Genomic DNA, 19,669 nt, shown 5'->3' with positions numbered 1-19,669 from the left:
GGGCACAATCGGGGGAGGACCTATCGTTGCAAGCGCTCCTAAAAGTGAGCCAGGGAATCGACGCGTTCACGCGCTGGACAGGCAAGCGTGTGGCGTGGCTGATCATGGTCGCCGTCGTCGTCTCGGCGGTCAACGCGATCATCCGCAAGACATTCGACACCTCGTCGAATTCATGGCTCGAGCTGCAATGGGTGCTGTTCAGCATCGTTTTCCTCGTCTGCTCGCCCTGGACGCTGCTGGACAACGAGCACATCCGCATCGACATCGTGAACAATTCGCTGCCGAAGAAGGTCCGCAATGTGATCGATGTGATCGGTCACCTGTTCTTCCTCATTCCGCTCTGCATCGTCATGATCGTCACGGGCGTGCCGTTCTTCGAGCGCTCGTTCCACATCAACGAGCAATCCGGCAATGCAGGCGGTCTGCCCCAATGGCCTGCCAAAGCTCTGATCATGATCGGCTTCGCTTTGCTGCTCGTTCAAGCAGTCTCCGAGCTGATCAAGCGAATTGCGGTGATGCGCGGATTGATTCCGGATCCCCATGAATCGCAGGTGTCGGCGCTGGAGGCGGAAGTCGAGCATCTCGTCGAAGCGATTGAGAAGAAGTAGCCGTTGGCGACGGTTTAGGGGGAATTATGACCGCTTTTATCATCGCCAATATGGCGCCCATCATGTTCGCGTCGCTGGTCGTCGTGCTGCTGCTCGGCTATCCCGCGGCATTCTCGCTCGGCGCCGTCGGCCTGTTCTACGCCGTCATCGGCGTCGAGCTCGGCCAATTCCACCCTGACTTCCTGCAGGCTCTTCCCGAGCGCGTCTACGGCGTGATGAATAACGACACGCTGCTCGCCATCCCGTTCTTCACCTTCATGGGACTGGTGCTGGAGCGGTCGGGCATGGCCGAGGACCTGCTCGACACGATCGGCCAATTGTTCGGTACCATCCGCGGCGGCCTTGCCTATGCCGTCATCTTCGTCGGCGCGCTGCTCGCCGCGACGACGGGCGTGGTCGCGGCGTCCGTGATCTCGATGGGTCTGATCTCGCTGCCGATCATGCTGCGCTACGGCTATGACCGCCGCGTCGCCGCCGGCGTCATCGCCGCGTCGGGCACGCTCGCGCAGATCATTCCGCCCTCGCTCGTTCTGATCGTGATGGCCGACCAGCTCGGCAAGTCGGTCGGCGACATGTACGAAGGCGCCTTTATCCCGGGCCTCGTGCTCGCGGGCCTCTACGCCCTCTACGCCTTTCTCGTCAGTATGATCTTCCCGAAGGCCGCGCCGGGCCTGCCGAAGGAGGCCATCGGCTTTCGCGAGGACAGTGGCGACCGTGGCCTCCGCTCCCTCGGCGTGCTGTTCCTGGCGAGCTGCGTGTTCGGCTGGTTCATGATGCGCAACTCCGAGACGCATGGCGCCGACTATGTCGTGCTGAGCATGTTCTACGGCATCATCTTCGCGTTCGCCGTCGCCGTGCTGAACTGGGTGATCGACAAGCTCACCGGCTTCCGCTTCCTCTCGAAAATGGCTCAGCAGACCACCTTCGTGATGGTGCCGCCGCTGTTCCTGATCTTCCTGGTTCTCGGCACGATCTTCATCGGCATCGCGACCCCGACCGAAGGCGGCGCGATGGGTGCCGCCGGCGCCCTCATCCTCGGTGCCGCGAAGCGGCGGCTGAGCTGGGACTTGATCCGGCAAGCCACGGAATCGACCGCCAAGCTGTCGGCTTTCGTCGTGTTCATCCTGGTCGGCGCTCGCGTGTTCTCGCTCACCTTCTACGGCGTCAACGGGCACGTCTGGGTCGAGCACCTGCTGACCTCCCTGCCGGGCGGCCAGGTCGGCTTCCTGATCTTCGTCAACCTGTTCGTGTTCGTGCTGGCCTTCTTCCTCGACTTCTTCGAGCTGGCCTTCATCGTGATCCCGCTGCTCGGACCTGCCGCCGAGCATCTCGGCATCGACCTGATCTGGTTCGGCGTCATCCTCGGCGTCAACATGCAGACCTCGTTCATGCACCCGCCGTTCGGATTCGCGTTGTTCTATCTCCGGTCGGTCGCGCCGAAGGAGCGCTACACCGATCGCCTCACCGGCAAGCGGATGGAGCCCGTCACCACCGGCCAGATCTATTGGGGTGCGGTGCCATTCGTCGTCATCCAGATGATCATGGTCGGACTGGTAATCGCGTTCCCGTCGATGGTGATGCACTACAAGGGCGTCCAGTCGAACATCGACCCCAACACGATCAAGATCGAGGTGCCGCAGATCGAACTGCCGCCGCTGGATTTCGGGCCGCCGTCGAAGTAAGCGGAGGCTGCATGGCCGACCTTCTTACCCTCCGCCTCCAGCGGAGGGTAAAGGTTCGGCCCGCTCCGCCAGACGAAACCGCAGCGTGAACTCCGCGCCGCCGCCGGGGAGGTTCTCGACCGCCACCGTCGCGGCGTGATCGTCGGCCACGGCGCGCACGATCGACAGCCCCAGTCCCGCGCCGTCGCTGCGCCGGCGGTCGGCGCGCCAGAAGCGCTGGAAGATCAGTTCGCGCTCGACCTCCGCGATCCCCGGGCCGCAATCGCGCACGCGCACCGAACCGTCCTCGCCCACCTCGACGTCGACGGTGGTGTCCTTTGCCGTGAACTTGATGGCGTTTTCGGCAAGGTTGAAGATCGCGCGCTGGAGCATCTCCGCATTGCCGTGGATCCTGACCGGCACGTCGGTGCCCCGGAGCGCAATGTCCTTGTGCTGCGCGATCGCGAATGGGGCGATCGAGGCGACCACATCGGCGCAGACCGCGCGCAAATCCGTGGTCTCGCCGGGATCGAGCACCAAAGTGTCGAGCTCGGCGATCTCCAGCAACTGGGCGACCAGGCGGCTCATCGTTTCGATGTCGGCATGCAGCGCCTGCCGTGCGGCACGATCGCCGAGCGTCTCGATCCGCGTGCGCAGGATCGCAAGCGGCGTGCGCAATTGATGCGCGGCATCCGCCGTGAACTGCCGCTGCACCCGAAAGCCGCCTTCGAGGCGGTCGAGCGCCTGGTTGACGGCGGTGACGAGCGGCAGGATCTCGCGCGGAATCTGCTCCGTCGGCAGGCGGATGTCGGTGCGCGCCGGGCCGATATTGCTGGCCTCTTCGGAGGCCTTCAACAGCGGCGCGATCGCACGGCGAAAGATGATGATGTCGGTGGCGAGCAGGATCAGCAGGATCGGGATGGTGATCCATCCCACTCGGCGGAAGAAATTCGAGACGATGTCGTCGATGATGACGTCACGGTGTGCGAGGTCCTCGGCGACCCGGATGCGCACCGTGTTGCCGTCGATGTCGCGGGTGACGGCGGCCCCCGAAATGCTCTCCGACGAGCGCGGCGCAGCAGCTGCGGCGGAGCGCCGATGGGAAGAGAACAGCAGCCGGCCCTCGGCATCGCGAATGTCGTACTGATAGCGGCCATACGCTTCCGAATAGAGGCCCTTGAGACTGTCGGGCAGATGGAACGTCAGCACGCCGCCCGGCTGGGCAACGATGCGCTCCGCCAGCACCTCGGCCTGGGCGCGCATGGCATCGCGATGCAGCTGGTCGATCTCGGAATTGAGCAGCCAGAACAGCACCAGCGGCAGGAAGATCGCGACCACCGCGACGGCGAGGATGTGCAGGAACACGATGCGCCAGATCAGCGATTTGAACGTCGGCGACCTGCCATAGGACCCGGCGCCCTGGGGCCTGGCTTGGGACCCGATCCGGGCCACGCTATTTCTCCACGTCCATGAGATAGCCGACGCCGCGGATGGTATGGATCACGACCTTCGCGCCGTGCTCGGCGAGTTGCTTGCGCAGCCGCGAGACGTAGACCTCGACCGCGTTGGAGGCGACCTCGCCGTCCAGTCCGAAGATGTGATCCTCGACGTTCTTCTTCGGCACCACCCGGCCCTGCCGGCGCAGCAGGATCTCGAGCACCGACGTCTCGCGCGCGGAGATGATCCGCGGCTGGTCGTCGACGAAGATCTGGCGGCTCTCGGTGTCGTAGACGAGGTTGGCGAGACTGAGCGAGCGGCCGAGCAGCTGGCCGGGCCGGCGCAGGATCGCCTCCAGCCGCGCTATCAGCTCCTCCATCGCGAAGGGCTTGGCGAGATAGTCGTCGGCGCCGCTGCGCAGGCCGCTGACGCGATCCTGCAGGCCGCCGCGTGCGGTCAGGACCAGCACGGGGAGCGGCTCCATCTTGAGGCGCAGCTCGCGCAGCACCGACAGGCCGTCGCCGTCGGGCAGCCCGAGGTCGAGGATCATCGCAGCGTAGCTGACGCTGCTCACCGCCTCGCGCGCCTCGGCCGCGCTGCCGACGATGTCGCTTTGATAGCCGGCCGCCGCCAGCCCGCCCGCGACGAGCCGCGACAGCTCGGCATTGTCCTCGACGATCAGAAGGCGCATGTGCTCGACCAGAATTCCGGTATTTCAGAACCGCGGGACCCGCCGCGCTTCGGAATGTCTCCCATCATTCGGCGGCTACGACCAGCAAAAAAATGCGTCCTTGCGGACGTCGACAGAACCGTAAGGTGAGCGTCAGGCAACGTTGATATGGGTTCCGTTTCGCCGCGACGCTCGCCCTGCCGCACGCACATGCACCACAAAAGTCGAACTGATCATCAACGCCAAGACAGCAAGAGCAATCGGCCTCGTCGTGCCGCCAGGCTTGCTCGTGCGCGCCGATGAGACGATCGAATAGACTCTGTGACCCCGGCGTCCTTCCCTCATCCGGTAGTGCCAGCGCGGGTGTTGCTCAACTCCGGCCCATCCGTCTATAGCTGATCGAAAGCCGGCCTCCGCCGAGGCGGCAGTCGACCGGAGTAGCTATGCCCCATCAAGACGACAGCATTGCAGCGAAGATCGAGGCGTTCATCCGGACTGAAGTCATTCCCTACGAGAAGGATCCCCGGACAGGTCCGCACGGTCCGAGCGACGAACTCGTGCAGGAGCTGCGCGACAAGGCGCGGAAGGCCGGCGCCCTGACGCCGCACATTCTCGCGGACGGGTCCCATCTCACGCAACGCGAGACTGCGAAGGCGCTGATCAAGACTGGCCTGTCTCCACTCGGTCCATTGGCGTGCAACACCATGGCGCCGGATGAAGGCAACATGTACCTGCTCGGCAAGGTCGGCAGCCCCGAGCAGAAATCGCGTTTTCTCGAACCGCTGGTGTCGGGCAAAGCGCGCTCGGCGTTCTTCATGACGGAGCCTGCCGATGCGGGCGGAGCCGGATCGGATCCGTCGATGATGCAGACGAGGTGCCGGCTCGACGGCAACCATTGGGTCATCAACGGGCGAAAGAAGTTCATCACGGGAGCCGAGGGAGCGCGCGTCGGGATCGTCATGGCGAAGTCTGACGATGGCGCGTGCATGTTCCTCGTCGATCTGCCAAATCCCGCGATCCGCACGCTGCGCGTGCTGGATACTATCGACAATTCGATGCCCGGCGGACACGCGGAGATCGACATTGAAAACCTGCGGGTGCCGGCCGACCAGATGCTCGGCGCGTCCGGCGAAGGTTTTAAATATGCCCAAATTCGTTTGAGCCCCGCACGGCTGTCGCATTGCATGCGATGGCTGGGCCTCGCGATCCGCGCTAACGAGATTGCCACCGACTATGCCTGCCGCCGCCAGGCGTTCGGCAAACCGCTGGTCGACCACGAGGGCGTCGGCTTCATGCTGGCGGAGAACCTGATCGATCTCCAGCAATCGGAGCTGATGATCGACTGGTGCGCCGGAGTGCTCGACACCGGCTCGCTCGGCACGACCGAGAGCTCCATGGCGAAGGTGGCCGTGTCGGAAGCACTGATGCGCGTTGCCGATCGCTGCGTTCAGGTGATGGGCGGCACAGGGGTCTCGACGGAGACGATCGTCGAGCAAGCCTTCCGCGAAATCCGTGCCTTCCGGATCTATGACGGGCCGACTGAAGTGCACAAATGGTCGCTGGCCAAGAAGATCAAGCGCGACTGGAAAGCGGCGCAAGAATAAAGCGGCGCGGTGGCGCAGTTGGCACAGGGGGCTGGTCAGACCTTCTGATCAAATTGCTCCGCCCCCAACACCAGCTCCGCCCTCCCAGCAGCGATTTGCGGCTAAATTTTCTCTCGGATTATCAAGCCGTTGGCTACTGTGCATGGGGTTGTTTTTCGAATTTTGAGTTGGGCGCTCCCTTGGACGCATAAGAAAGCGCCCCGGAGCCTTCGCTCCGGGGCGCCGCGTCCAGCCGGTGATGCGCTCAGCTCTGCGAGCGCCGCGCCATGAAGATGTCGTAGCCGACCTCGGCGACCTGGAACCAGGCGTAGCCGTCGCTGGTGAACTTGGCGAGAGAGTCGTGCACCTTCTTGAAGTTGGGATTGGTCGCGCCGACTTCGGCATGCAGCTCCTTGGCGGCCTTGTAGCAGGCATCCATGATCGACGGCGAGAAGGCGTGCAGCTTGGTGCCGCCCGCCAGCAGCTTCTTCAGCGCCAGCGGATTGGCGGCGTCGTAGCGCGCCATCATGTAGTTGTTGGCGTAGTGGCCGGCCTGCTCCAGCACGCTCTGGTAATATTTCGGCAACGCGTTCCACTTGTCGAGGTTGACGAAGGCCATCAGCATCGGACCGCCTTCCCACCAGCCGGGATAGTAATAGTGCGGCGCGATCTTGTAGAAGCCGAGCTTTTCGTCGTCATGGGGGCCGACCCATTCGGCGGCGTCGATGGTGCCTTTCTCCAGCGCCGGGTAGATGTCGCCGCCAGCGAGCTGCTGCGGCACCACGCCGAGCTTCTGGAGCACGCGGCCGGCAAAGCCGCCGACACGGAATTTCATGCCCTTCAGATCATCCGGCGTGTTGACCTCTTTCCTGAACCAGCCGCCCATTTGGCAACCGGTATTGCCCGCGAGCAGCGAGACGACGTTGTAGCTCTTGTAGAACTCGTTGAGCACCTCGCGCCCGCCGCCCTGCATGTACCAGGCCTGGTTGATGCGCATGTTGGGACCGAACGGTACGGCCGAGCCGAAGGTGAAGGTCGGATCCTTGCCGAAATAGTAATAGGAGGCGGTGTGGCCGATTTCGCAGGTGCCGTTCTGCACGGCGTCGAGCACCTGCAGGCCCGGCACGATCTCGCCGGCCGCGAAGATCTGGATCTGGAATTTGTTGTCGGTCGCCTCGGCGACCATCTTGCACATCATCTCGGCGCCGCCGAACAGCGTGTCGAGCGATTTCGGCCAGCTCGTCGGCATGCGCCATTTGATTTCCGGCATCGACTGCGCGATCGCGGGAGCCGCAAGCGCAACTGCGCCGGCCGCACCAAGTCCTGTGACCTTGATGAAGTCTCTTCTCTTCATGATTTCCTGCCCTGATGTACCAGTGATTGTGAGCCTTCTTTCCGAGGCTTGCGGTCAGCATGACGCAAGCCGGGACCGAATGCCATCCCGATCGCACTCTGCGGCAAAGAAAAAGCCCGGCCTCCCCTGGAGGCCGGGCTTTCCGGTCTTGCGACTTTAGGCCTAGGCGATCAGCCGCGCGTGCGCGAGCGGATCATGAAGCTGTCGTAGGTGTATTCGGCGACCTGCCACCACAGATATTCGTCGGAGCGGTAGGCCTGCATGGCATCGATCGACTTCTTGAAGTCGGGGTTCTTGGCCGAGATCTCGCCCCACAATTCGTTGGTCGCCTTGAGGCAGGCTTCCAGCACCTCGTTGGTAAAGGGACGAAGCTGGGTCCCGCCGGCAACCAGTCGCTTCAGCGCCCCCGGGTTCTGCATGTCGTAGCGCGCGGCCATCCAGGTGTTGGCGTGAGCCGTCGCGTTGGTGAGGATCGCCTGGTAGTTCTTCGGCAGCGCATTGAACTTTTCCAGGTTGGCGAAAGCGTGGACGGTCGGACCGCCTTCCCAGAAGCCCGGGTAGTAGTAGTACTTGGCGACCTTGGCGAAGCCGAGCTTCTCGTCATCGTAGGGGCCGACCCACTCGGCCGCATCGATGGTGCCCTTCTCGAGCGCCGGATAGATGTCGCCGCCGGCGAGCTGCTGCGGTACCACGCCGACCTTCTGGAGCACCTGACCGGCAATGCCGCCGATGCGCATCTTCAGGCCGGAAAGGTCGGCAACGGTCTTGATCTCCTTGCGGAACCAGCCGCCCATCTGGGTGCCGGTGTTGCCGCAGGGGAAGCCGACCACGTTCGACTTCTTGAAGAACTCGTTGGCGAGCTCATTGCCGCCGCCCTGATAGAGCCACGAGTTCTGCTGGCGCGCATTGAGGCCGAACGGCACCGAGGCGAAGATCGCGAAGGTCGGATCCTTGCCGACATAGTAGTAGGACACCGTATGGCACATCTCGACCGTGCCGCTGGAGGTCGCATCGAGCGCCTGCAGACCGGGAACGAGCTCACCGGCGGCGAACACCTGGATCTGGAATTTGTTGTCGGTCATCTCGGCGACGTACTTCGCCACCTGCTCGGCACCGCCATAGATTGTATCGAGCGACTTCGGGAAGCTCGAAGTCAAGCGCCACTTCACCTCGGGCGAGGACTGCGCGATCGCCGGCGAGGCCACCGCGGCGGTCGCCGCCGCGCCTGCTGCCGACACTTTCAGAAAATCACGACGCTTCATCTTCAGGTCTCTCCTTGCTGGGGCGTTTCCCCTTGACTTCTCTTCTTGCCGCCGCTCATTCCGGCGACGCGTTAGGCCGCGTCGAACCGAAGGGGCTTGACTGCCGTGGGCCTTTACCACGGAAGCCTCGCCTGCGGAACGCGACAATGGCATGACTGGGCTCTACGAAAGTCGCATGCCCCCAGAAAGACGAGAGCGTGGCCGCGGGCGCCGGCTCAGGCCGCCGCGATGACGCCCTTGAGCTGGTCGCGGACCTGACCCGCGATGGCGCGGTAGATCGCCGCATGGGGACCGTCCGGCTCGCTGTCGACGACGGGAGTGCCGGCATCCGAAGTGGCGCGAATCGCCATGTGCAGCGGGATCTCGCCGAGGAAGGGGACCTCGAGCTTCTCGGCCTCGTGCCGCGCCCCGCCATGGCCGAAAATGTCCGATCGCGTGCCGCAATGCGGGCACTGGAAGTAGCTCATGTTCTCGACGATGCCGAGCACCGGCACGTTGACCTTCTTGAACATGGCAAGCCCCCGCCGCGCATCGATCAGGGAGAGGTCCTGCGGGGTCGAGACGATCACCGCGCCCTTCAGCGGCACATTCTGCGCCAGCGTGAGCTGGGCATCGCCGGTGCCCGGCGGCATGTCGACGACGAGCACGTCGAGCTTGCCCCATTCGACATCCCGCAGCATCTGCGTCACCGCCGACATCACCATGGGACCGCGCCAGATCATCGCGGTCTCTTCCTCGACCAGGAAGCCGATCGACATGATGGCGAGGCCGAAGCGCCGAAGCGGAATCATTTTTCGCTCGGCGTTCAGCTCCGGCTTATCGTGCAGGCCGGTCAGCCGTGGCACCGAGGGGCCGTAGATGTCGGCATCGAGCAACCCGACCTTGAGGCCGAGGTCGCGCAGACCGAGAGCCAGGTTCAGTGCAGTGGTCGACTTGCCGACGCCGCCCTTGCCGGAGGCGACCGCGATCACGGCGGCAACGCCCGGGATTTCCGACTGCCGCGCCATCGGCGACTGGGCGCCGCCCTGTGGCGGCGGCTTGTGGGCATGGACCGGCTGTACGCCGGGCGTGCCGCGGCTCGGTTGCGGGGGTGGCGGCGGCGCAGAGCCTGGCTTGCGCTCGGCGGTCAGCGCCACCATGACGGTGGTGACGCCGGGAATGGCGCGCACGGCGGCCTCCGCTTCGGCCCGGATGGACTCCCAGGCCCTCGCCTCGGCGGCATCGACGTTGATCGAGAAGAACACCTTGCCGTCGGACGCGTTGACCGCGCTCAGCACATTGGCATTGGTGAGCGCGACCCCGCGGGGGGATTTGATCCGGGCGAGGCTGTCGAGAACCTGTTGCTGCGTTACGCTCAAAGCGCATCTCCTAGAAGTTCAGGATGCCCCATTAGAGCGGAAACGCCCAAAAGGCTACTGCCTGCCGATATCGTCCGCCTTCTCGGCCGGCGCAGCCCCCTGCTCCGTGGCGGCCTCGTAATTCAGCTCGATCATGACCCCGTTGGGGTCGTTGACGAAGATCTGCCAGAGGTCGCCGCCGGGCACCTGGCGGGACTCGAACTTCATGTCCCTGGATGCCAGCCGCTGCTTCATGCCGTCGAAGCCGCGACTGACGAAGGCGACATGATGGACAACGCCGGAATCCGGCTTTTGCGGCTCGGCGGTCGCGGAAATATCGACGAGGTGCACCACCGCCTTGCCCTCGCTGTACATCCAGGCACCGGGGAAGGCGAAATTCGGCCGGGCGCCTTTTTCGAGGCCCAGCACATCCTCGTAGAAGCGGACCGTCTCGGCCAGATTCCGGGTCCGGATGTTGAAATGATCGAGGACGCCAACGCTCACGCCGCCCATGCTTTCGCTCCCTTTTTTGAAGTCCTTGGGTCCGCCATCCTAGCACAGGGGGCCGCCAAACGAAGCCGTTGCCCTCCGCCCTTAACGGTTTATGGTGCGCCTCCGATCCGCCCTCTCGGCGGAACTTCGAGGACGCCGCCCTGGCGCCCTCGCCCGGCTGCAACCGTAAAACTCAAGCTACGGACAAGGTACCACACATGGCTAAAGTCGCTTTCCTCGGTCTCGGCGTCATGGGCTACCCCATGGCCGGACACCTCGTGAAAAAAGGGGGCCATGAGGTCACCGTTTACAACCGCACCGCGGCCAAGGCGAAGGAATGGGCGGACAAGTTCGGCGGCAAGACCGCCCCGACCCCGAAGGCCGCCGCCGAAGGCCAGGATTTCGTGATGTGCTGCGTCGGCAACGACAACGATCTGCGCGCGGTCACGATCGGCGCCGACGGCGCCTTCGCCGGCATGAAGAAGGGTGCGACCTTCGTCGATCACACCACCGCCTCCGCCGAAGTCGCGCGTGAGCTGGATGCAGCCGCGACCAAGGCCGGCTTCAAGTTCATCGACGCGCCGGTCTCCGGCGGCCAGGCCGGCGCCGAGAACGGCGTTCTGACGGTGATGTGCGGCGGCGCCGAGGGCGCCTATGCCGGCGCCGAGCCGATCATCACGGGCGCCTATGCGCGGATGTGCAAACTGCTCGGGCCCGCGGGAAGCGGCCAGCTGACCAAGATGGTCAACCAGATCTGCATCGCCGGCCTGGTGCAGGGTCTCTCCGAAGGTATCCACTTCGCCAAGAAGAGCGGCCTCGACGTCGCCGCGGTGATCGAGACCATCTCCAAGGGTGCGGCGCAGTCCTGGCAGATGGAAAATCGCTACAAGACCATGAACGAGGAGAAGTACGATTTCGGCTTCGCTGTCGAATGGATGCGCAAGGACCTCTCGATCGCGATCGCCGAAGCCCGCCGCAACGGCGCCAACCTGCCTGTCACCGCGCTGGTCGATCAGTTCTATTCCGAGGTCGAGAAGATGGGCGGCAAGCGCTGGGATACGTCGAGCCTGCTGGCGCGTCTGCAACGCTGATGAACGCATGACGGCCGCAGCCGGGCAGCTGCGGCCCTTGCGGGTCTCGACGCGGCGCCCGCCGCGACGAGGCTCGCATTGAGTCTAAGAACGAATTCCGGGGGGAATTGACTTGCTGAGCGTGATAGCCGCCATTTTCATCGTTGCGTATGCTGCCATCGCGCTCGAACATCCGCTCGGCGTCAACAAGAGCGCTTCGGCTCTCCTGGGAGCCGGTCTGCTCTGGACCATTTACGCGCTGTCCGTCGGCGACGCCTCGCTCGTCAACCACCAGCTCGACGAATCCGTCGCTTCGACCGCGCAAATCGTCTTCTTCCTGATCGGCGCCATGACGATAGTCGAGGTGATCGACGCCCACAACGGCTTCGAAGTCATCACCTCGATCATCCGCACCACGAAGCAGACCACGCTGATGTGGATCATCGGCTTCGTCACGTTCTTCCTGAGCGCGATCCTCGACAATCTGACGACGACCATCGTGATGATCTCGCTGATCCAGAAGCTGATCGGCAACAAGAGCGATCGCCTGCTGTTCGCCTCCATCATCGTCATCGCGGCCAATGCCGGCGGCGCCTGGACCGTGATCGGCGACGTCACGACGACGATGCTCTGGATCGGGGGGCAGATCTCTCCCGTCAGCATCATGAAGTCGGTGTTCCTGCCGTCGCTGGTCAACCTTCTGATCCCGCTGCTCATCATCGGCTATTCGCTCAGGGGAAAAGAGATCGTCCCTCCGCTGCAAGGGGGAGAGCAGGCCCTCAGGGTCGAGGCGTTCGAGCGCAATCTGATGTTCTATCTCGGCCTCGGCACCCTGGTTGCGGTTCCGGTTTTCAAGGCCGTGACGCACCTTGCGCCCTTCATGGGTATTCTTTTCGGGCTGGGCATCCTCTGGCTGGTCGGCGAGGTCGTTCACCGCCACAAGGACGAGGACGCGCGCCGTCCCCTCACCCTCGTCCATGCGCTGACGCGCATCGACATGAGTTCCATCGTTTTCTTCGTCGGCATCCTCTTGGCCGTCGCGTGTCTGGAGCATGCTCGCGTGCTGGAACTGTTGGCGAAATGGCTCGACGCCACGGTCGGGCGTCTCGACATCATCGTCATCCTGCTCGGCCTCCTGAGCGCCATCATCGACAACGTACCACTCGTCGCGGCAACGATGGGCATGTACAATCTGGTGCAATATCCGCCCGACAGCTTCATCTGGGAGTTCATCGCCTATTGCGCCGGCACCGGCGGCTCGATCCTGATCATCGGCTCGGCCGCGGGCGTTGCCGCCATGGGCCTCGAGAAGATCGAGTTCTTCTGGTACGCCCGCCGCATCGCAGGCCCCGCGCTGGTGGGATATCTGGCTGGAGCGATGGTCTACATCGTGCAGCACGCGGCGCTGCACTGACCGCGGGCCAGATCCGAATTAACGCCGGGTTAACGTAATTCTTTAGCTCCTTAAGTCACCTCTTAAGGATTTCTTGCCAGAGATAGACAATGCAGAAGGCCCGCGTCCGGCGTGGGCAGGAATCGTTGTTGCTTGATGAGTAACCCCGCTGAAAAGCCTGAGGTAGTACAGCTTCCGGCCGAGCCGGTGAGCGCTCCATCGGCGAGCAGCCGAAGGGCTGCGGCGCAGCGGGTGCGCGAGGCGCGGGACAAGTTAACGTCGACAAGTGGAACCCGGCCGGCCTTCGACGTCGAGATGCTGCGCCAATACGCCCAGACGCGGCTGTCGGCTTCCTATGTCGTAATGCTGCTGGTGGTCGCGACCGGCGTGCTGTTCGGCCTGTGGATGCAGCCGATCCCCGCCGCCGCCTGGACCGCCGGCATGCTCTGCATCCACGCCGCGATGATCCGCAGCTGCCGGCGCTTCCTGACCGAGCCCGCCTCGCCCGCGGCGACCCGGGCATGGCAGACGCGCTTCGTCGTGCTCGACCTGCTCTATGGCCTGTGCTGGATGGCGATCCTGATCCATCCCGTGCTCGACATGGTCACGGAAACGCTGATGATGTTCCTGATGCTGCTGGTGATCGCAGTGTCGAGCATGCTCGCCGCCAATCTGCCGATCGCAGCCCTCGCCGCCACCGCGCCGGTCGCGGTTGCCATGGCGCTGAGCTTCGTGATGACCGGCTCGCTGGACAATTACATCCTGGCCGCGCTCGCGCTCGCCGCCGAAGGCTATTTCGTGCTGCTGGCGCATCGCCTGCACTCCTCCACCTTTGCCACGCTGGAAGCGCGCGCCGAGAAGGACGCGCTGATCGGCGAGCTCGAACAGGCCAAGGCAATCTCCGACGAAGCGCGCCACCGCGCCGAATCCGCCAACGTCGCCAAGTCGCGCTTCCTCGCGCAGATGAGCCACGAGCTGCGCACGCCGCTGAACGCCATCCTCGGTTTCTCCGAGGTCATGAAGAGCGAGATCTTCGGCGCGCATGCGGTGCCGGTCTACAAGGAGTACTCGGCGGACATCCATAATTCCGGCGTGCACCTGCTCAACCTCATCAACGAGATCCTCGATCTGTCGCGGATCGAGGCCGGCCGCTACGAGCTCAATGAGGAAGCGGTGTCGCTGGTCGGCATCGTCGCCGACTGCCATCATCTGATGAAGCTGCGCGCCTCCAGCCGCGGCATCACCATCCACGAAGTGTTCGAGCAGGCCATGCCCCGGCTGTGGGCCGACGAGCGCGCGATCCGCCAGGTCGTGCTCAACCTGCTCTCCAACTCGATCAAGTTCACCCCGCAAGGCGGCGAGATCTGGCTTAAGGCCGGCTGGACCGCCTCGGGTGGACAATATCTCTCGGTGCGGGATTCCGGCTCAGGAATCCCCGAGGACGAGATCCCGGTCGTGCTCGCCTCGTTCGGCCAGGGCTCCAACTCGATCAAGTCCGCCGAACAGGGCGCCGGCCTCGGCCTGCCGATCGCCAAGAATCTGATCGACCTGCATGGCGGCACGTTCACGCTGAAATCGAAGCTGCGCATCGGCACCGAGGTGATCGTCACCTTCCCGCCGGAGCGCGTGATGAGCGCGCTGGCGCCGCTATCGGATGATTCCCCGCCGCTCCAGCCGGAGAGTTCCGTCCTGCCCGAGGAGAAGCGCCGGCCGCGCCACAAGCCGATCATGAGCGCAGGCACAGGCTCTTAACCAGATGCTTGCAGACATGCCCGACAATCCCCCACTATGTCCGAATGAGCAAAGAAACGCCGTGCGTCGCCGTCTGCATGATCGATCCCAGGACCAAGCTGTGCTTCGGCTGCGGCCGGACCTTGCCCGAGATCGCGCGCTGGCACGCCATGGAAAGCGCGGACCGGCTCTCGGTCATGGCGCTGTTGCCGGCACGCATGACGGAAGCTGGACTGGCGCCGATCGCCGCATCGCCGAAACGCACCTGACCGGCCTGTGCGCCTGCGGAGGCGCGCGATGATCCGCTTCCTGCTCGTTCTCGCCATGCTCGCCGGCACGGCAGGCGCAGTCGTCGCCTATGGCGACCCCGATAGGATCGCCCGCGCCAGCCACAAGGTCTCGCACATCTTCCGCAGCCAAACGGCAACGCCCGCCCCCGCCGTACAGATCCCGCGCGGCCAGGGCGGCGAATTCGCGCTGCGTGCGAAGATCAACGGCATCGCCGCGCCGATGGTGATCGATACCGGCGCGACGTCGGTGGTGCTGACCTGGGAAACCGCGAAAGCGATCGGCCTGCCGCTCGAGATGCTCGAATACGATGTCGATCTCGAAACCGCGGGCGGCCATACCAAGGCAGCCCGCCTCACGCTCGACCGTCTCTCCGTCGGCCATCTCGTCGAAAAATCGGTGCCGGCCCTCGTCGTCCAGCGCGGGCAGCTGAAGACCAATCTGCTCGGCATGAGCTTCCTCGACCGCCTGGAGAGCTGGGGCGTGCGCGCCGACAAGCTGATGCTGACCGGCTATCCCGAGCTTCACGGCGGCCGTCGCCGCCCGCGGACGGCGATCGATTAGCAACCTCACGATCGCGGCGTCCGCCGGCGCCAATGTGGATGCGTGCCTAGCGCGCGAGGCATGCGACGATGGTCCTGAAGAAATCCAGGATGAATCGGCCATGGATAACGCTTGAACCGGGCTCCGAAGCTGCCAGGCGATACGAATTGCCGAGAGCGCGGACAAACCCGACCATCTCCATCGGTTCAAGATGCGTCAGCATCAAATGTGTGCCCGCGAGAAGGGTGGCAATGCGGCTCATGACGGGCCTGCCTTTGCGCGCGGCAGCGGCATGAATTGCGCGAGATAGGCGCTCCGCCATTGATACGGCGTATCGCCGACGAAGCGCTTGAACACCGTGGTGAAATGCGCCTGCGTCTGGAAGCCTACGGTCAAGGCGATATCGACCAAGGTGACTTCAGCCTGCTTGAGCAGCTCCTGGGCGCGTTCGATCCGCCGCCTCAGCAGGTATTCGTGAGGCCGAACGCCGGTGGCGGCGCGGAATTGCGCGGCGAAGTGCATCCTGCTCAACCCGGCCACGGCCGCCAGGTCCTGAAGCGTGATCTTGGCGGTCAGGTTCTTGTCGACATATTGCAGGACGCGCTTGAGGCGCCAGTTTTGCAGCGACCGCACGGCCCGGCCCGCGTCCTCCTCGCGAACGCCGTCAGCCGGGCGAAGCTCGGCCGGTGCGCGAAGCGACTGCCGGCTGAACGTCCGGGTGAGGATCGCGAGCCGCAAGGCATCGGCCATGATCGCCGAATGGGCATCGTGCGCGGCTTCGGCCGCCGCGAGTGCGGCCGACAGGCGCCGCATGACCGGATCGGCGGCTTCCGCTGTGGGCGCCTGCTCGCTCTCGACAGGCTGCCCCGCCAGGAGTTTTGCAGAGAGCCGGAAGCGAGGACCATGAACGGCAGATGGCTCGACGTCAGCCGCCTGCGTCTCGACTGCCAGGGCGACATCCAGATGGACGAAGGACAGCGTCGCTCCGTCTTCGCCGAACCGGTCAGGGAATTTCGACAGCCCGAGCGGATCGCGATCGATCGCCGAGATATCGATCGCGCGAACGTCATGATCCTTGATTGCCTGTGAGCGTGACATCTGCAGCGACATCGTCGAATCTCCTTGTCCCGTTTTCGATCCGGCCAAGCCTGACCGGCTTGTCCGAATGTCGTGGGAGCAGAGTAGTTCGGCGGTCCGCCCGATCCATTCTACGCGCGGGTGTATCAATAGGTTCTCGGGTTAGCCGTGTCATACCTAGGTATGATCGAGGCATGTTCGCTGGGGTAGCGCGACCGTGCGGTGATCACCTGCATCGCGGATGGGACGCGAAGCGCGACGTGCGGCACCTGCGGTAAGTTGACGCGCCTTTTGCGCAGATTCGCCGGCGGAACCACGCGAGCCGGCCGGTTTCCGCAGGGAATGCCAGCTGCCGGCACTTTCTCCGGATTGCGTGGCGCGCAGGTCTTCCACGAGGGCACGAAAATCACGCGGCCGACTGTTGTGAACGCGATCAAATCGCGGCATCAACGCCGCTGGTATGAGAAGGGCGACTGCCAGCGACGATGACGACTCATGATCGAACCACCGGTTCATCCATGAGCCGCGCCGGCTTGCGGTTCTGCTCCGCCATCCTCGCCGTGACGGTCTTCCTGGTTGACGTGCTGACGCCGCTCGAGGGAGCGGTCGCCGTGCTCTATGTCGTCGCGATCCTGCTCGCGGCGAAGACCAACCGGCGCGACGACACCATCGTCGCCGCGGCCGGCTGCGTCGTCCTGACGATTTCCGCCTATCTGCTGTCGCACGATCTGGAGAGCATCGCCTCGCCCTTGCTTCGCTTGTTGGTGAGCCTCGCGGCGATCGGGATCACGACTCTGCTGGCGCTGCAAAATCACGCGGCGACGCAGCGCCTCGCAGCGCAGGCGCGCCTGCTCAACCTCTCGCATGACATGATCTTCGCCAGGGATCGCGGCGGCGTAATCACCTTCTGGAACAAGACCGCCGAGCAGGCCTATGGCTGGTCGGCCGACGAGGCGCTCGGACAGCTCGCCGACAAGCTTCTGCGAAGCACATATCCCGACCGGCGCGAGATCATCGAAGCGGGCCTGCTCGACACTGGTCGATGGGAAGGCCACGTGCAGCAGCGAACCAAAGACGGCGCCGTGCTCACCGTCGATGCCCGATGGGCCCTGCAGCACGACCGTCTCGGCAAGCCCGTCGGGGTCCTCGAGACGCACACCGACGTCACCGACCGCGTCGCCGCACACAGCGCGCTGGTGCAGAGCGAGCAGCGGTACCGCCGGATGTTCGACGCCAGCCGGATCGGCGTGGTCGAAGAGGACTGGAGCGAAGTCCGGGCCGCACTGCAGTCGCTGGACACCGCCGGCACCGGCCTGCACGACCATCTGGTGCAACATCCTGATTTCGTCCGGAATGCCCGCCGGCTCGCCAAAATCACCGACGTCAATCCGGCCCTGCAAAAGATGGCAGGGGCAAACGGCGCCTCGGCCTTCATCGAAAATGTGGATCTGCTTCTCGGTGAGAACGACCGGAGTTTCCTCGGCGCCTTGATCGCGTTCGCGGAAAGGGAACCGTTCTACGAAGGCGAGACCGAGATCGTCAGGTTCGACGGACGCAAGGTTCCCGTGCTGTTCACGATCACCTTTCCCTCCGGGCCTGACGGCGATCGCAACGTGCTCGCTTTCGTCGTCGACATCGCCGAGCGCAAGCAGGCGCAGGATGCCCTGCTTGCGGCGCAGGCGGAGCTGGCCCATGCCGCACGCGTCGCCACCCTCGGCGAGCTCACCGCCTCCATTGCCCACGAGGTCAACCAGCCTCTGGCGGCGATCGTCACCAGCGGAGAGGCCGGCCTGCGCTGGCTGCGGCGCGAGGTGCCCAATCTGGACGAGGTCGCGGCCACGATCGTCCAGATCGTCGCGGCAGGCCGCCGCGCCAGCGAGATCGTAGCGCGCATCCGGACCTTCCTGAAGAAGGCGCCCGCCCAGCAGGACAGTATCGATATCGCCGAGATCATCGAGGACGCGGCCCTTCTGGTCGCTAGGGAGCTTGCCAACGACGACGTCGTCCTCACCTCCGAGACCGAGCATGGGCTAGGGCCGATTCGCGGCGACCGTATCCAGCTTCAGCAGGTGCTCGTCAATCTGCTGGTCAATGCCGGCCAGGCCATGTCAGGCCAGCCCGGTTCCCGCACCGTCAAGCTGCGCGCCAGCACCGTCGACCGCGAGCGTCTGGCCATCACGGTTCAGGACAGCGGTCCCGGCGTCCGGCCTGAAGACATGCCCCGCCTGTTTGATCCGTTCTTCACGACGAAACCCGGGGGAATGGGCATGGGACTTGCGATCTGCCGAACGACGGTGGAAGCTCACGGCGGCCAGTTGTCGGTCCAGAGCACGCCCGGCGCGGGGACGACGTTCCGCCTGACACTGCCATACGCCCAAGAACATCAAGAACATCCCGGACCATGACACGACCAGACCAAGCGCAGCCGCCTGCCCAATCCCTCAATTCGGTCGTCATCATCGTCGATGACGATGCCGGGATCCGCGCTTCGCTCGACAGCCTGTTCCGATCCGTCGGCCTCGAGACGCGCCTGTTCGCCTCGCCCGCCGAACTGCTCGGCGGCGCGCTGCCGGACCGCCCCGGCTGCATCGTGCTGGACGTCCGCCTTCCCGGTGTGAGCGGGCTCGATCTGCAGGGCCAACTCGTCCGGCACGGCATCAGACATCCCATCATCTTCATGACCGGTCATGGCGACATTCCGATGTCGGTGCGTGCCATGAAGGCCGGCGCAGTCGATTTCCTCGCCAAGCCGTTTCGCGACCAGGACATGCTCGACGCGGTGACGGCGGCGCTCGAGCGCGATGCACAGCACCGCGCCGAGGCCGCGACCAAGGAGGACATCCGCGCCCAATACGAGACCCTGACGGCGCGCGAGCGCGAGGTGATGGGCCATGTCACCGCTGGCCTGATGAACAAGCAGGTCGCCGCCCTGATCGGTCTCAGCGAGATCACGGTCAAGATCCACCGCGGGAACGTCATGCGCAAGATGGAGGTCCGGTCGCTGGCCGATCTCGTCCGCAAGGCCGAGGCGCTCGGGGTTTCCCAGACCCGCAGGACTACGGACCAAACCTGAGTATAGTTCCGGCCGGGCTGATCCGGGTGCATATAAGACGTTATCGGCCGCGCAAAGGGAGATACTTCTCCTTGCGGAACACCGCGGTCA

The 19,669-nt window shown here is 64.4% G+C and carries 18 protein-coding genes; 10 read left to right on the top strand and 8 right to left on the bottom strand.

Going from position 1 to position 19,669, the window contains the following annotated elements:
* Positions 1 to 26 precede the first annotated feature (26 nt).
* Together CIT39_RS13740 and CIT39_RS13735 are read left to right on the top strand one after the other, a co-directional pair.
* On the top strand, positions 27 to 608 hold the full coding sequence (locus CIT39_RS13740) for a TRAP transporter small permease subunit (protein WP_094974812.1): 582 nt from the start codon (positions 27 to 29) through the stop codon (positions 606 to 608).
* A 26-nt stretch (positions 609 to 634) separates the two neighbouring features.
* A complete protein-coding gene (locus CIT39_RS13735) occupies positions 635 to 2,290 on the top strand; it encodes a TRAP transporter large permease (protein ID WP_094974813.1) in 1,656 nt (551 codons plus the stop codon).
* Positions 2,291 to 2,314: 24 nt separating this feature from the next.
* Here the strand turns inward: CIT39_RS13735 and CIT39_RS13730 are convergent, their stop codons facing one another.
* Together CIT39_RS13730 and CIT39_RS13725 are read right to left on the bottom strand one after the other, a co-directional pair.
* Positions 2,315 to 3,721, bottom strand: coding sequence for a sensor histidine kinase (locus tag CIT39_RS13730; protein ID WP_181955155.1), 1,407 nt, complete (start codon positions 3,719 to 3,721; stop codon positions 2,315 to 2,317).
* A gap of 1 nt (position 3,722) precedes the next feature.
* Entirely contained in the window at positions 3,723 to 4,397 is a 675-nt protein-coding gene (locus CIT39_RS13725) for a response regulator (protein WP_094974814.1), read from the bottom strand.
* Between the two features lie 422 nt (positions 4,398 to 4,819).
* Between CIT39_RS13725 and CIT39_RS13720 the strand changes: the two genes are divergently transcribed.
* Positions 4,820 to 5,980: an acyl-CoA dehydrogenase family protein gene (locus tag CIT39_RS13720; protein WP_094974815.1), complete on the top strand. Its 1,161-nt coding sequence runs from the start codon at positions 4,820 to 4,822 to the stop codon at positions 5,978 to 5,980.
* A gap of 244 nt (positions 5,981 to 6,224) precedes the next feature.
* Here the strand turns inward: CIT39_RS13720 and CIT39_RS13715 are convergent, their stop codons facing one another.
* The 4 genes from CIT39_RS13715 to CIT39_RS13700 all read right to left on the bottom strand — a co-directional run bounded on the left by CIT39_RS13715 (position 6,225) and on the right by CIT39_RS13700 (position 10,425).
* A complete protein-coding gene (locus CIT39_RS13715; RefSeq protein ID WP_094974816.1) occupies positions 6,225 to 7,313 on the bottom strand; it encodes a TRAP transporter substrate-binding protein in 1,089 nt (362 codons plus the stop codon).
* A gap of 170 nt (positions 7,314 to 7,483) precedes the next feature.
* Positions 7,484 to 8,575, bottom strand: coding sequence for a TRAP transporter substrate-binding protein (locus CIT39_RS13710; RefSeq protein ID WP_094974817.1), 1,092 nt, complete (start codon positions 8,573 to 8,575; stop codon positions 7,484 to 7,486).
* 215 nt (positions 8,576 to 8,790) lie between these two features.
* The gene (locus tag CIT39_RS13705; RefSeq protein ID WP_094974818.1) at positions 8,791 to 9,933 is read right to left on the bottom strand and encodes an Mrp/NBP35 family ATP-binding protein; all 1,143 of its coding nucleotides are present in this window, start codon (positions 9,931 to 9,933) and stop codon (positions 8,791 to 8,793) included.
* 54 nt (positions 9,934 to 9,987) lie between these two features.
* Positions 9,988 to 10,425: a VOC family protein gene (locus CIT39_RS13700; protein ID WP_094974819.1), complete on the bottom strand. Its 438-nt coding sequence runs from the start codon at positions 10,423 to 10,425 to the stop codon at positions 9,988 to 9,990.
* A 197-nt stretch (positions 10,426 to 10,622) separates the two neighbouring features.
* On the opposite strand from CIT39_RS13700, the gene CIT39_RS13695 reads away from it, so the two are divergent.
* The 5 genes from CIT39_RS13695 to CIT39_RS13675 all read left to right on the top strand — a co-directional run bounded on the left by CIT39_RS13695 (position 10,623) and on the right by CIT39_RS13675 (position 15,450).
* Entirely contained in the window at positions 10,623 to 11,495 is an 873-nt protein-coding gene (locus CIT39_RS13695) for an NAD(P)-dependent oxidoreductase (RefSeq protein ID WP_094974820.1), read from the top strand.
* Positions 11,496 to 11,607: 112 nt separating this feature from the next.
* A complete protein-coding gene (nhaD, locus tag CIT39_RS13690; protein ID WP_094974821.1) occupies positions 11,608 to 12,888 on the top strand; it encodes a sodium:proton antiporter NhaD in 1,281 nt (426 codons plus the stop codon).
* Between the two features lie 135 nt (positions 12,889 to 13,023).
* Positions 13,024 to 14,619 (top strand): sensor histidine kinase, encoded by a 1,596-nt coding sequence (locus tag CIT39_RS13685; protein ID WP_094974822.1) that lies wholly within the window; start codon positions 13,024 to 13,026, stop codon positions 14,617 to 14,619.
* A gap of 44 nt (positions 14,620 to 14,663) precedes the next feature.
* Complete coding sequence (locus CIT39_RS13680) at positions 14,664 to 14,867, top strand: DUF1289 domain-containing protein (RefSeq protein ID WP_094974823.1); 204 nt, start codon at positions 14,664 to 14,666, stop codon at positions 14,865 to 14,867.
* A gap of 28 nt (positions 14,868 to 14,895) precedes the next feature.
* The gene (locus CIT39_RS13675; RefSeq protein ID WP_094975104.1) at positions 14,896 to 15,450 is read left to right on the top strand and encodes a TIGR02281 family clan AA aspartic protease; all 555 of its coding nucleotides are present in this window, start codon (positions 14,896 to 14,898) and stop codon (positions 15,448 to 15,450) included.
* 46 nt (positions 15,451 to 15,496) lie between these two features.
* Here the strand turns inward: CIT39_RS13675 and CIT39_RS13670 are convergent, their stop codons facing one another.
* Positions 15,497 to 15,691 (bottom strand): hypothetical protein, encoded by a 195-nt coding sequence (locus tag CIT39_RS13670; protein WP_094974824.1) that lies wholly within the window; start codon positions 15,689 to 15,691, stop codon positions 15,497 to 15,499.
* Positions 15,688 to 16,539 carry an AraC family transcriptional regulator gene (locus CIT39_RS13665; protein ID WP_094974825.1) on the bottom strand — a complete coding sequence of 284 codons (852 nt, stop codon included), beginning with the start codon at positions 16,537 to 16,539 and terminating at the stop codon, positions 15,688 to 15,690. The genes CIT39_RS13670 and CIT39_RS13665 overlap by 4 nt, the downstream gene beginning before the upstream one ends.
* A gap of 485 nt (positions 16,540 to 17,024) precedes the next feature.
* Between CIT39_RS13665 and CIT39_RS13660 the strand changes: the two genes are divergently transcribed.
* Together CIT39_RS13660 and CIT39_RS13655 are read left to right on the top strand one after the other, a co-directional pair.
* Complete coding sequence (locus tag CIT39_RS13660) at positions 17,025 to 18,911, top strand: PAS domain-containing sensor histidine kinase (RefSeq protein ID WP_244607576.1); 1,887 nt, start codon at positions 17,025 to 17,027, stop codon at positions 18,909 to 18,911.
* Positions 18,908 to 19,579 carry a response regulator transcription factor gene (locus CIT39_RS13655; protein WP_094974827.1) on the top strand — a complete coding sequence of 224 codons (672 nt, stop codon included), beginning with the start codon at positions 18,908 to 18,910 and terminating at the stop codon, positions 19,577 to 19,579. The genes CIT39_RS13660 and CIT39_RS13655 overlap by 4 nt, the downstream gene beginning before the upstream one ends.
* The last annotated feature ends 90 nt before the right edge of the window (positions 19,580 to 19,669 follow it).

The sequence above is a fragment of the Bradyrhizobium symbiodeficiens genome (assembly GCF_002266465.3).
Lineage (GTDB): Bacteria > Pseudomonadota > Alphaproteobacteria > Rhizobiales > Xanthobacteraceae > Bradyrhizobium > Bradyrhizobium symbiodeficiens.
The sequence above is the reverse complement of the archived record's forward strand: the minus strand, read 5'-3'. Positions and strand labels throughout refer to the sequence as shown.

Coding starts and splice junctions, on each gene's coding strand:
- CIT39_RS13735 (WP_094974813.1), top strand. CDS start 635: ATGACCGCTTTTATCATCGCCAATATGGCGCCCATCATGTTCGCGTCG.
- CIT39_RS13725 (WP_094974814.1), bottom strand. CDS start 4,397: ATGCGCCTTCTGATCGTCGAGGACAATGCCGAGCTGTCGCGGCTCGTC.
- CIT39_RS13720 (WP_094974815.1), top strand. CDS start 4,820: ATGCCCCATCAAGACGACAGCATTGCAGCGAAGATCGAGGCGTTCATC.
- CIT39_RS13715 (WP_094974816.1), bottom strand. CDS start 7,313: ATGAAGAGAAGAGACTTCATCAAGGTCACAGGACTTGGTGCGGCCGGC.
- CIT39_RS13710 (WP_094974817.1), bottom strand. CDS start 8,575: ATGAAGCGTCGTGATTTTCTGAAAGTGTCGGCAGCAGGCGCGGCGGCG.
- CIT39_RS13700 (WP_094974819.1), bottom strand. CDS start 10,425: ATGGGCGGCGTGAGCGTTGGCGTCCTCGATCATTTCAACATCCGGACC.
- CIT39_RS13695 (WP_094974820.1), top strand. CDS start 10,623: ATGGCTAAAGTCGCTTTCCTCGGTCTCGGCGTCATGGGCTACCCCATG.
- CIT39_RS13685 (WP_094974822.1), top strand. CDS start 13,024: ATGAGTAACCCCGCTGAAAAGCCTGAGGTAGTACAGCTTCCGGCCGAG.
- CIT39_RS13680 (WP_094974823.1), top strand. CDS start 14,664: ATGAGCAAAGAAACGCCGTGCGTCGCCGTCTGCATGATCGATCCCAGG.
- CIT39_RS13675 (WP_094975104.1), top strand. CDS start 14,896: ATGATCCGCTTCCTGCTCGTTCTCGCCATGCTCGCCGGCACGGCAGGC.
- CIT39_RS13670 (WP_094974824.1), bottom strand. CDS start 15,691: ATGAGCCGCATTGCCACCCTTCTCGCGGGCACACATTTGATGCTGACG.
- CIT39_RS13665 (WP_094974825.1), bottom strand. CDS start 16,539: ATGTCGCTGCAGATGTCACGCTCACAGGCAATCAAGGATCATGACGTT.
- CIT39_RS13660 (WP_244607576.1), top strand. CDS start 17,025: ATGAGCCGCGCCGGCTTGCGGTTCTGCTCCGCCATCCTCGCCGTGACG.
- CIT39_RS13655 (WP_094974827.1), top strand. CDS start 18,908: ATGACACGACCAGACCAAGCGCAGCCGCCTGCCCAATCCCTCAATTCG.